The organism is Prevotella sp. oral taxon 313, from assembly GCF_003043935.1.
GTDB classification, from domain to species: domain Bacteria; phylum Bacteroidota; class Bacteroidia; order Bacteroidales; family Bacteroidaceae; genus Prevotella; species Prevotella jejuni.
The window spans coordinates 1880912-1893608 of the sequence record NZ_PYXE01000001.1; the positions used below are offsets into that span (position 1 = coordinate 1880912).

General features: G+C 43.4%; 9 protein-coding genes. 4 read left to right on the forward strand and 5 right to left on the reverse strand.

Features of this window, described 5'->3' with window-relative positions:
- Positions 1 to 65 precede the first annotated feature (65 nt).
- Positions 66 to 1028: a type I phosphomannose isomerase catalytic subunit gene (locus AXF23_RS07355; RefSeq protein ID WP_107624853.1), complete on the reverse strand. Its 963-nt coding sequence runs from the start codon at positions 1026 to 1028 to the stop codon at positions 66 to 68.
- Between the two features lie 556 nt (positions 1029 to 1584).
- On the reverse strand, positions 1585 to 2862 hold the full coding sequence (locus tag AXF23_RS07360) for a glycoside hydrolase 5 family protein (protein ID WP_199222170.1): 1278 nt from the start codon (positions 2860 to 2862) through the stop codon (positions 1585 to 1587).
- Positions 2863 to 3080: 218 nt separating this feature from the next.
- On the opposite strand from AXF23_RS07360, the gene AXF23_RS07365 reads away from it, so the two are divergent.
- The 4 genes from AXF23_RS07365 to AXF23_RS07380 all read left to right on the forward strand — a co-directional run bounded on the left by AXF23_RS07365 (position 3081) and on the right by AXF23_RS07380 (position 7248).
- Positions 3081 to 4082: a methylenetetrahydrofolate reductase gene (locus tag AXF23_RS07365; protein ID WP_089365539.1), complete on the forward strand. Its 1002-nt coding sequence runs from the start codon at positions 3081 to 3083 to the stop codon at positions 4080 to 4082.
- Positions 4083 to 4100: 18 nt separating this feature from the next.
- On the forward strand, positions 4101 to 5240 hold the full coding sequence (locus AXF23_RS07370; RefSeq protein ID WP_107624855.1) for a DNA polymerase III subunit: 1140 nt from the start codon (positions 4101 to 4103) through the stop codon (positions 5238 to 5240).
- A gap of 164 nt (positions 5241 to 5404) precedes the next feature.
- Positions 5405 to 6733 (forward strand): PSP1 domain-containing protein, encoded by a 1329-nt coding sequence (ricT, locus tag AXF23_RS07375; RefSeq protein ID WP_107624856.1) that lies wholly within the window; start codon positions 5405 to 5407, stop codon positions 6731 to 6733.
- A 20-nt stretch (positions 6734 to 6753) separates the two neighbouring features.
- Positions 6754 to 7248 (forward strand): gliding motility lipoprotein GldH, encoded by a 495-nt coding sequence (locus AXF23_RS07380; RefSeq protein ID WP_107624857.1) that lies wholly within the window; start codon positions 6754 to 6756, stop codon positions 7246 to 7248.
- Between the two features lie 1070 nt (positions 7249 to 8318).
- On the opposite strand, the gene rodA is transcribed toward AXF23_RS07380, so the two are convergent.
- Genes rodA through mreD form a run of 3 tightly spaced genes read right to left on the reverse strand, consistent with a single transcriptional unit; the run spans position 8319 to position 12654 of the window.
- Positions 8319 to 9794, reverse strand: coding sequence for a rod shape-determining protein RodA (gene rodA, locus AXF23_RS07385; protein ID WP_089365536.1), 1476 nt, complete (start codon positions 9792 to 9794; stop codon positions 8319 to 8321).
- The gene (mrdA, locus tag AXF23_RS07390; protein ID WP_107624858.1) at positions 9784 to 12150 is read right to left on the reverse strand and encodes a penicillin-binding protein 2; all 2367 of its coding nucleotides are present in this window, start codon (positions 12148 to 12150) and stop codon (positions 9784 to 9786) included. The genes rodA and mrdA overlap by 11 nt, the downstream gene beginning before the upstream one ends.
- A 3-nt stretch (positions 12151 to 12153) precedes the next feature.
- A complete protein-coding gene (mreD, locus tag AXF23_RS07395) occupies positions 12154 to 12654 on the reverse strand; it encodes a rod shape-determining protein MreD (RefSeq protein WP_107624859.1) in 501 nt (166 codons plus the stop codon).
- Positions 12655 to 12697 lie beyond the last annotated feature (43 nt).

The window sequence follows — 12697 nt, forward strand, 5'->3', positions numbered from 1 at the left end:
GGAGAGCCGTTTTCTTTATAATCACCTCACAGATGATGCTTCAGAAACGTTACTTGCGTCATTGATTACACGTATGACTCCAAGAATTTGATAGTTCCTGAAACCTTGACAACCGTTGTTGTAGCAGGAAGGAGCACACTCTCACCTGCACGGAAAGAGATAGTATTACCCTCGGCATCGGTTATCTCACCTTCACCCTTCAGTCCAACGAAGATAACAAAAGAGTCTAAGTCACTGTAATCGAGTGTCATTGGCTCGGTAAGGTCATAGACAGAAGTAGTGAAATAAGGACAGCTAACGAGCTCTACTGGCTCATTCTGGCGTGCCTCATACTGTGTACGATAGTCTGGATAGACAGTATAATCAATGCACTCAGCAGCTTCCTTGGTATGCAACTCGCGATAATTACCCTCTGCATCCTGACGCTTGAAGTCATAAATACGGTAGGTTACGTCGCTTGTCTCCTGTATCTCTGCCAAGAAACAGCCTGCACCGATAGAGTGAATACGACCAGCTGGCAAGAAGAATACGTCGCCCTCCTTAACAGGATATTCTGACAAAGCCTCAGTAATGGTATCATTTTCAACCATTTCCTTGTACTGTTCTGGTGTAATCTGTTGCTTCAGACCACTGCGAAGAGATGCATCTGCATCGCTTTCCATCACATACCACATCTCAGTCTTACCACGACCCAGCCCCTGTGCCTGCGCCTGCTCGTCTGTTGGGTGAACCTGTATAGAGAGTTGCTGACGTGCGTCAATAAACTTGACAAGCAGAGGGAACTCATTGCCAAAGCGCTCAAAGTTCTCCTTACCCACCAGTTTATCCTTCAACGTGTCGACAAGCTTATTCAGTGTCCAGCCTTTGTACTTGCCATCAGAGACAACACTCTCATTGTCCTTAACGCCAGACACTTCCCAACTCTCGCCCACCTGTTTCTGATCAGAAGTCAGATGCTTGAAAGGTACTATCTTTTCTCCACCCCAAAGGATAGACTTCAAAAGAGGATTAAACTTAAACATTTCCATTTTTTATTGCTTTTTTAATGTTTCAAACGTCCTTATGACGAGGCCTGCACATGGCCTTCAATTGTACTGCAAAGTTACACTTTATTCCGTAGATAACCAAAGATTATACAGAAAGAAGACAAGTGTACGTCTTTAAGTAGGCAATTGCTTAATATCAGTAACTAAATGTCAAGACCCTTCCACACGTCTATCAAGTAGTGTAAAGCTCGTTTTTACACGCATTAAAGACCAAAGATACTCTACTTGCTATCGGTATGATAGATAGCGAAAAACCGTCGGGTATAAATTATTTTCACGAAGAAAAATATTTTTCTTCATGATAAAAAATATTTTCTTTCACGATAAAAAATATTTTTCTTCATGATAATAATTCGCAGACCAGAGACGAGAGAGCATGAAAAAAGGTGCCTAACTGAATCTCAATTAAGCACCTCTTTTTCTTTTATCGAGCATTGACGGCAACGCTATCAAAGCCTGATGATAATATAACTAAGCATTCTTTAACGACAAGAACACCATCGTTTATTGACTAAAAATAGTTCTCAAACAATCCAAACTACTTGATTTCAGACATACGTTTCGTATGCTTTTGAATAATCTTCAAGGTTGACTTGTCTGATGCAAACACACTATAAAATCCTTGTGGTTCATGTGCTGGGTCGCAGGTAAAGTCATCTCCTGCCTGCCAACGTTCATGTCGAGGCTTTGCATAACCTCCCCAACCCCAGAAGTTGCAGGCAACAAGGAGTCCACCATGCGCTGCATTCTCTGCAACAGCGTCCATAACATACTTGTAATAAGCATCGCGAGCCTTCGTCGAACTCTTCAATGAGAACGAAAAACCGTCCCGAGGATAACCAAACTCTTCAAGTATAAGTGGCTTATTAAGGCGCTTGCAGATGGCAAGATGGCTGTCGATATACTCTTGTGTCTGCTTAAAACTTGCCTTGAGGTCCTCCTTCAGATGTGTCTTTCTTGCCCATTGCCAGTTATAAGGCCAGATATGAATATTACAGTAGTCAACGTTCTTGTCAGCACAGATACGCTCAAAGCAACCATAATCACGTTCACAACCGAAGGCACCTTCGCTTCCAAGACTGATAAGATGGTTCTTATCCAGACTGCGAACAAGTGCTGTAGCCTCTGAAAGCCATTTCTCAAACTCTGGTAAAGCTTCCTTCGAGAAGGCACGAGGTTCGTTACATATCTGCCAAGACATGATGGTTGGGTCGTCTACATACTTTATTCCAGAGTATCTATTGGTACGGCTAAGGATGAAGCGGATATGGTCATAGAACATCAAATGAGCCTTCTGATTAGCAGCAAACTTACTGGCAAACTTCGTGTAAGCGCCATAGCCGTCCCTACGTGGTATCAAAGCTGGTCCCTCATCAGCCCACTCCAAATAAGCACCATAGCCTCCACTCCACTCCCAAGAGTTAGTGAGATAAAGCACAGCAACCATCTTTCGCTTGCTCATCTCCGTCAGGAGATAATCAAGACCAGCGAGGATAGAGTCGTTATACACCCCCGGACGAGGCTGTAAGACAGGTTCAACCTTATCTTCAACACCAGGCAGACCATCCGCACCCACCAAGATGCGGAGGTTATCTATGCCTAAACGCTGTAGCTCATCAAGCTCCCGACAAAGGCGCACACGGTCGCCCCCCGGCCCTTCAGAGCCAAGTATGGCTCCATACCAGAAGTTAGCTCCCACGTAATAGTAGGGTTTTCCACCACGGATAAAGCGTCCGTTCTTTACTTTCACAAAGTCTCCGGCCATCATATTTACGGCCATTGCTAAGGCAAGAATTGCCATAAAAACTCTTTTCATATATTAGTAGTAATTCTAAATAATACTCATTCGTCCTGCTTTATACCCCCTCTTTGAGAAGAAGCATCTACTTATTAATACACTTGAAGCATGTTTTTCCCTTACACAGAGAGCTACTTTTAGAAGAGCAAATAGGCTTTTACTTTTTTACTCTTTAAGTGTTTTACTTATCCAAACCTGCCCCTTTTCTCACAATTATTTACTAACTTTGTAGCCAAATGGACAACAACATAACATATATAAAGCAAATACTAAATGACGAGACGGGCGAGAAACATTTCTCATTTGAGGTTCTTCCCCCTTTGAAAGGTAGTGGAACAGCGTCTCTCTTTCGCAATATTGACCAGCTCAAGGAGTTTAATCCGAGCTTCATAAACATCACTACTCACCACAGTGAGTTTGTATATCACGAGCGTGAAGACGGTCTGCTGGAACGCCAGAGTGTACGTCGTCGCCCGGGGACAGTGGCTATCGCAGCTGCTATTCAGCAGAGGTATGGCATTCCTGTCATCCCTCATGTGATATGCTCAGGCGCTACAAAGGAGGATATTGAGTACGAACTACTCGACTTGCAGTTCTTGGGTATTGAAAACCTTATGCTCCTGCGTGGTGATAAAGCACGTGAAGACCGCTTCTTCACACCGACCGAGGGCGGGCATAGTCATACAACAGAACTGATTGAACAGGTGAACAGCTTCAACGAAGGAATATTCACTGATGGTTCTACAATGAAACATCCTGGTAAGCCTTTCGTATATGGTGTAGCATGCTATCCAGAGAAACATGAGGAGGCACCGAACCTCGAACAGGACCTACGATACCTCAAACAGAAACAGGACCTTGGTGCTACTTTTGCCGTAACACAGCTTTTCTACGATAATGAGAAATTCTATAATTTCGTAGATCAGGCTCGTAAGATGGGTGTTACCATCCCTATCATACCGGGAATTAAGCCGTTTGCAAAGCTGTCTCAGCTGCATGTCGTACCAAAGACATTCCACTGTGACATCCCAGAAGAGCTTGCTGGGTTGGCTTTGCTGTGTAAGACGGATGAGGAGGCACGCCTGTTAGGTATTGAATGGGCCGTTAGACAGGTGAAAGACCTTTATGCGCATGGTTTCAACAACGTACATTTCTATACCGTATCGGCTGTAAGTAGTGTGCACGAGGTGATGAAGCGGATAGTAGAGAGTGGTCTTCTACAACAGAACAGCAAATAAATAAGAATAGAAGAGAAGATGGACTTTTCAGAAGTTATAGGACAAGAAGCAGTTAAGGAACGGCTTATTCAGATGGTCAAAGAAGACCGTCTGCCTCACGCCTTGCTCTTCTGCGGTCCTCATGGAGCGGGTAAGATGGCACTTGCAATGGCTTTTGCCTGTTATTTGCTCGCTGGTGACGAGACGAAGGGAGAATCATCTCCATCCGTGTCTAATGCTCGTGCCATGCTTCGCAACTGGGAACATCCTGACCTTCACTTCTCTTATCCTACCATCAAACTGCCAAGCATGAGTAGTGAACACCAACCCGTAAGTACTGACTTTGCGAAGGAATGGCACGGACTCATCATGCAAGGGACTTATTTCACCATGAATCAATGGATGAGTCAGATGGGGGCTACCACACAGCAGGCTATCATCACGGGTGCTGAGAGTGACGAGCTGTCACGTGTCTTGGCGTTGAAATCAAGTCAGGGAGGCTATAAGGTGTCTATCATCTGGCTGCCAGAGCGAATGAACCTCACATCAGCTAACAAACTATTGAAGCTGTTGGAGGAACCACCACAGGGCACTGTCTTCCTCATGGTATGCGAGGAACCAGAGAAGCTACTCGAGACTATCGTTAGTCGTACACAGCGTATTGATGTGAAGCGGATAGAAGACAAAGCGATAGAAAAGGCCCTCGTCGACAAGAGGGGTATTGATGCTGATGCAGCTCACCGCATTGCCCGCATTGCAAATGGTAGTTGGTTGAAAGCATTGGAATCACTGGACGCTGGTAATGAAAACCGTGAGTTTCACAACATGTTTCAGATGCTTATGCGCTTATGTTACCTCCGTAACGTAAAAGACCTCAAACGTTGGAGTGAGATTGTGGCTGGCTATGGACGAGAGAAAGAACGTCGTATGCTTACTTACTTCCAACAGCAAGTGCGCGAGAACTTCATGTTTAACTTCCGAACTCCTGAACTTAACTACATGACACTGGAGGAGGAGAATTTTGCAAAGAACTTTGCTCGATTCATCAACGAGGCTAACGTCATTGAAATCAACGAACTCTTCCAACGTGCCAATCGTGATATTGGACAGAATGCAAACGCTAAGATTGTCTTTTATGACATGGCTCTGAAACTCATTGTGTTGTTGTTGAAGAAATAGACGAGTTGACAAGTAGACGAGTTGACAGGTGGACAAGTTGACAAGTTATATGCTTGAAAGCTGTACAATATAATTTATCATTGCTTATCACAGCCTACCATCCTTCTCTATCAGAGGTCAGCATGGAGGCTTCCAATATATATATAAACAAAAAGAAACAATCAATGGATTACAAAGATATGAAATTCAAGGTCTGGCATGGGTGTGACCGAGGTTTATGCCACAAAGGGTGTGGCAGACAAAACCACCAGCTGAACACCTTCGACTGGCTGGCTGACGTGCCTGGCAACAACCAGACAACCGACCTTGTTGAGGTTCAATTTAAGAATACTCGTAAGGGTTACTACCACAATGTCAACAACCTTGACTTGAAGAAGGGTGACATCGTGGCTGTTGAAGCTAACCCTGGACACGACATCGGAGTCGTTACGCTGACAGGAAGACTCGTCAAACTGCAAATTAAGAAATCGTCGACAGTGAAGTCACCTGACGACATCAAGCGTGTCTATCGCCTTGCTAAAGAAGTTGATATGCAGAAGTATCACGAGGCTAAAGCACGTGAGCACGCCACAATGATTGAGAGTCGACAGATTGCAAAGGGCTTAGGACTGAAGATGAAGATTGGTGACGTAGAGTATCAGGGCGATGGGAACAAAGCTATTTTCTACTATATTGCTGACGAACGTGTCGACTTCCGCCAGCTTATCAAGGACCTTGCTGCTGCCTTCCACGTACGAATTGAAATGAAACAGATTGGAGCACGACAGGAGGCAGGCCGCATCGGAGGTACAGGACCTTGTGGTCGTGAACTTTGTTGTGCTACTTGGATGAAGAATTTCTCAAGTGTCTCTACCACTGCTGCACGTATTCAAGATATCTCACTCAACCCTACTAAACTGGCGGGAATGTGTGCTAAATTGAAATGTTGTCTGAACTATGAGGTTGACGACTACATGGAGGCTGGCAGGAAACTACCAAGTAAGGAAGTGATATTGGAGACTATGGATGGTGAATACCATCTCTTTAAGACTGACATACTCAATGGTCTATGCACCTACTCTACCGATAAGAACCTTGCAGCCAACCTTGAGACCATCAGTGCTGAGCGTGCTAAGGAGATTATCGAACTGAACCGACGTGGTGAAAAGCCTCTATCGCTACTTGAAGATGGTAAGGCCAAACCGACGAAGAAGCCTGTCGACCTCCTTGCAGGTGCTGATCTCAGTCGATTCGACAAGGCTAAGAAGCGCAAGAAGAACAACCAATCGCGCAATAACAACGGTCAACAAGGGGGTAGACCACAACGTGAAAACCGTCGTAACCAGCGAGATGGACAGGATAACGGCCGTCAGCCAAATGACAACAGACGTCCACAGAACGACAACCGTCGCCCACAGAATGGTAATCGACGCCCTTATAACGGTCCTCGCCCTGCTCAGCAACAGAACGAAGATGGACCTCAGAACAATAGAAATGAAGGCAGACAGCCTTAGCAAACGGAAAGAACACAAGAATGAAACATAAGGTTTCCACCTTATTATATATAATAGTACTCATGATTACCATCATGAGTACTACTTCATGTAACGACCCACGCACCTACGACCAATACAGAGGTGTGTCGCTACAGGGATGGTTGCGCAATGACACACTTACTTTTGATATTCCTCGACAATGGGAGGGTAACTACCAGTTAGACCTTTGTCTACGTGCTGCGCGAACTTATCCTTACCGCAATATAAGTATGATTATTGAACGGAAGGTTATCAACTACAAGCAACGTAAAAAACAAGAGAGAACATACAACGATACTGTTAACTGCGAGATTGTCAACGACAAGGGTACTTTGGTTGGTCAGAAAGGTATCACAAGCACTGAGATACGTCAGCCTATCACTTCCTTCCAGCTCAATCGCAACGATTCGTTGCATGTCACAATACATCATATCATGAGCCGTGAGTCCGTCCCAGGAATTAGTGACGTTGGTATCAGACTTCTTAAGAAATAAGTAGTAAAGACAAATAATAAAGGCTGCTTCAAGCTCCACACATCGGAGTCTTAAAGCAGTCTTTATCTATACTATAATCTGTCCTTAGCTGAACAAAATAAGAAAGGGCGATAAACCGCAATAAACAAGTAATGCTAATCAAAGCGACATTACTATACTTGACAGTGTTGCTATTATTGGTGTATGGTAAATCTAATATCCTATTAGATAAGCACTTACATTATACTTTCTTTCATTCAACGGCGATTAATCCTCTTACTCACCATATTCTGTAATGATATAGACCATTATACACCTTACAAAGAACCGTGCCGCGTGAAATATTATGACCAATGACAAAGACACACAGACACATACTTTCAAAAGCAACAGACACCCCAAAAAGGGTTCTTCCGTTAAATGTGTAGATTGTAAATAGAATGAGATTAATCCACATACATGGTAAGCTTACCTCCAATAAAATTGTTTTATAAGGGGGAGGTAAACTATATGATAAATGTAATTAGGTGTGATGTCTATCTGTCATCTATAACCTACTTATTCCCTTATTAAATCATGTTTGTAAACTATTTTTGTACAGCTCAGACCCAATACATGCTCTTTTGGCTTCTAAAAGACGCCCTTCTGGCTTGCAAAAGATGCTCTTTAAGACCCTTGCTAACGCCCTTTTGAAGTCCAACTAAGCACCTTTTACTTTACTGCTTATAACTAATTGATATTCTGTTGATTGTAAACCTGCTTCATGTGTGTATTTTTGCCGTTATTTATAGATGTTTTCTTTGAAATTATGTAATGATTTTTTAACCCTTATCTGCAGGTTTTCGATGTCTTAAAACGAAAAGATTTTCAATGAAAGAGGATGAAAATAGGATAAATAGTTGACGACTTTCTCAGCTATATTTTTGTTTTATGAGTAACTTTGGCTCTTACGTTAAAGCACTACGAAAAGCGTCCACACATTTAACGGAAGAACTCCAAAAAGGGCTATTCCACATACAAAAAGAGCAAAGGAATATCCTTTTATCAGCATAAATCATAAAAGGAAAATCATCTAAGCGTAATCTTATCTCTTACTGACGGATAAGATTACGCCCAGCATCAATGCGGAGGAAGATAAATAAAAGTAATGTGAAACCCCAAAGAGAAGAACCTCCGTAACTAAAGAATGGTAACGGAATACCGATTACAGGCGTCAGACCGAGTACCATCCCGACGTTTATAAACACGTGGAACAGGAAGATTCCTGCCACACAATAGCCATAGACCCGTCCGAACTTAAAGGGTTGTCGGTCGGCAAGGTACATCAGTCGAAGGATAAGACAGAGGAACAACACAAGTACTGAGGCCGAACCAAGGAAGCCTTCCTCCTCTCCTACAGTACAGAAGATAAAGTCGGTGTCTTGCTCAGGCACGAACTTCAACTTTGTCTGCGTCCCATTCAAGAACCCTTTACCCTGCAAACCACCAGAGCCGATGGCAATCTCACTCTGATGCACATTATATCCCGCTCCTGCAAGGTCCTCATCCAATCCTAAGAGTACATTGATACGTACTCGTTGGTGGGGCTGCATGACATCGTTCAAAACATAGTCTGCTGAATAGAAAAAGGCTATTGAACCTAAAGCAAACAATGCTATATAGAAATAGTTGGCAAAGCGAGTATTCATCGCATTATAGACTAAATAGCCTATGACACATGCTGATATAACCAACTGAACCCAAACAACATCAAAAGGTATGACAAATTCAGAGAATAATAAGGCAAGGGCTGTAATACCAAAGACGTAGGTTAATAACAAGCGCATACGTCCCTTGTCGCCCACATACACCCATACCATAACGGATGAGAATACCTGAACAAGCAAGAGGACCACAAACTTTCCTAAAGACGTTGGTGTGTCCCACAACAATATATCCTCATACTTGATTCCAACAACGAAATAAATGATCATTGCCAGTCCCGTAAAGAGAAATGCACCAGACATTCCTTCACGATAAAGCATGAGGAAGAAAGAAAGATAAACCAATGCTGAACCTGTCTCGCGCTGCCCTACAATACATAACATCGGTAGGAATATGATTCCACAAGCACCTGCGAAATGCTTCCAATTCTTAATTGTAAAGCCGTAAGCAGACATAAACTTGGCAATTGCCAATGCCGTTGCGAACTTAGCAAACTCGGCAGGTTGAAGTCGGAGTGGACCAAGCACTATCCATGAACGTGAACCTTTAATACTATGAGGATTAAAGATTGTGGCAAATAGGAGGAGCACTAATAAACCATAGATTACGTAAGCAAAGGTGTCATAGAAGCGGTCGTCCATCATTAGAAGCACAAAGCCTAAACAGATAGAAGTACCAATCCACACGATTTGCATACCCGAACGAGTTGAAAGTGAGAAGATCTCTGTATCTCCATAAGTATAACTCGCACCGCAGACGCTTACCCACCCGAAAGTGAGTAACGCTATATAGATACCAATCGTCCACCAGTCTAATGAACGAAGAACACCCGGCTGTCTGTCTGCTGTATAATTACTTGGCACGATTTACTTTCTCCTTACTATTTTGTTTCGCCTTGGATTGACCCTTAGACTTATCTTTAATCTGCTCCTTAGGCTTATCTTTTACTTGCTCTTTAGTTTTATCCTTCGACCGTTCCTTAGGCTTATCTTTTGCCTGTTCTTTGGACTTCACCTTGGTTTGTTCCTTGGGTCTGTCCTTTGGTTGGTCCTTAGGCTTTTCCTTGTCCTTAGAATTCTCTTTACTCTCCTTTCGTGTTTCCTTATTCTTTTCTTTATCTTTTTCCTTCTTATCGTCGCCCTTATCCTTGTCTTTCTTTTCTGTCTTGACCTTCGTATCAGGCTCTACACGGATAGCAGGGTCGTTCTGAGGTTCCTTCTTCTTCTCCTTATCTTCTGCATCCTTCTTTGCCTTTGCCTCTTTAAGTTTCTCGGCTACAGCCATGTCCTGCTTTTCTCTGACCTTCTTCAGTGAGTCGCGAATAACATTCACACGTTTTATTGAATCGAGACGAACTGAGTCTGCACGTGAGAGAGGACGCTTAAAGGAGTAAGAGATGTGACGGCTCTGAAGAGCTGCAGCACGAGCTTCATCCCCTGGGGTCAGTTTACCGTTGATATACTGCTCTATCATGAGTGAGCCGATAGGCACACCGTAATCAGCACCAAACCCACCATTCTCAACATAAACGGCAATGGCTATCTTCGGAGTATCGACCGGTGCAAAGCCCATAAACACTGAGTGGTCCTTACCACGGTTCTGTGCTGTACCCGTCTTACCAGCTAACGAGTAACCAGGATGGACTGCATGCGCACATGTTCCACCACGAACGGAGGACATCATACCCGCTATTACCTCTTGATAAGCTTTAATGCTTCCCTTTGTACGATGCTTCTCAAGATACTTCTTATCCAGTTTCTTGCCTTGAATATTACGTACAACGTGTGGCGTAATGAAATATCCACGATTGGCAATCGTAGCACCCAAGTTGGCAATCTGTAATGGGGTAAGGTTGACCTCACCTTGTCCAATAGAGATAGAGATTACTGATAATGGGTTCCATTTCTTAAAGGCATTATCATAGAACTTCGCATTAGGAATCATTCCTCGCTTCTCTCCTGGAAGGTCAATACCAAGTTTATAACCAAAGCCCATTGATACCATATAATCGCGCCATACGTTCATCGCATCCTCCAACGTCTTATACTTCCTACGATTGGAGAGCATGTGATAGAGTCCCCAACAGTAATAACTGTTACAAGAAGTACTAATGGAAGGTACCAAAGAAATTGGGGAGGCATGAGCGTGACAACCTACATGGAGTCCCTTAAAGTTAAATCCATGATGACAAGGATAACGAGTTGAGTCAGTAACAATCCCTTCTGTGAAATAAGTAACAGCCTGTCCGGTCTTAAACGTTGAACCTGGAGGATACTGACCCATTATCGCACGATTGAGCAGAGGCTTAGCTGGGTCTAAGGTCATCTCACGCTGATACTTACCACGCAGTTTACCTATCATAGCACGAGGGTCGAAAGTAGGCGCTGAGACCATTGCTAAGATCTGTCCCGTCTTAGGTTCAATAGCCACGATAGCACCGAGTTTTCCTTCCATCAAACGTTCGCCAAGGGCTTGAAGATTGGCATCAAGACCAAGCTGAATGTCTCGTCCAGGATGTGGACGCTGATCATACTTACCATTCTGATAGCGACCTTGTATCTGACCATGCGCATCTCGCAGAAGTATCTGTACTCCCTTTACACCACGTAAGTCTTTTTCATACTCACGCTCGATACCCATCTTACCGATATAATCGCCTGCCTGATAGTAGTCATCATCCTCTATATCACTCTGACTTACCTCGGCAACGTCGCCAAGGACATGGGCTGCAATAGGTTGTTGATACTGTCGAACACTACGTTTCCTTATATAGAAGCCTGGGAAACGATAGAGTTTCTCTTGGAAAGCACTAAAGTCTTTATCACTTAACTGGCTCAAGAAGAGTTGTTGCGTGAAACGTGAGTATCCTGGATTCTTGTTTCTATCCTTGATATTAACCATCCGGTTAATAAAGTCGGCCTTAGTTATGTTCAAAGCCTTACAAAACTCGAGCGTGTCAAGATGGCCCCTCATCTCGTTAGTAACAACCATGATGTCGTAAGCAGGCTGATTATAAACCAGCAGCTTACCGTTCCTATCAGTGATAGTACCACGCGATGGGAACTCAATCTTCTTTAGGAAAGCATTAGAATCAGCACTCTTCCGATAGTCGTCACTGGCTATCTGAAGAGCAAAAAGGCGTATGATATATATCGCCACGATACCTATTGCAACAGCACTAAGCACGAGGCGACGTTTTTCTAAGTCATAATTCTTCATTTCTTATCGCCTCCTAACGTTCTCAACAACAAGAATAAGAATCACAGTGAGCAATGAACTACCTCCAATACACTGTAGCCATTCAAACACATTAAAGAAGCTGAACATCTCTAAAGAGAAGAAGACAACACAGTATATCAAGGTGAGAATGGCCACATACCACGTATATTGCGGTATACTTAACGTATCCATACCTGCTTGGAAGTTCTCACTACTATCGCGAGGAATGAACAGCTGCAACACAAAAGGTTGTAAAGCAGCTATTAAAGTCAACGAACTTGCAGCTACACCTGGCGTATTCGAGAAGGTGTCAATCGTTAGTCCCATCACAAAAGCCCATAACAGAATAGCCCACTGAGGATAATTACGAGGGAAAAGAAGAATGAAATAGATATAAAGCAATGGCGTGGCAACAGCAAACAGATGGATGTGATTAAGTACAAACACCTGTGCTACCGTCAAAACAGTAAACCAAAACAAACGTTTTAGAAAATCTATATTCATTCTTTCTATACGTGTATATAAAGGGGATAATAGTCACACAAAA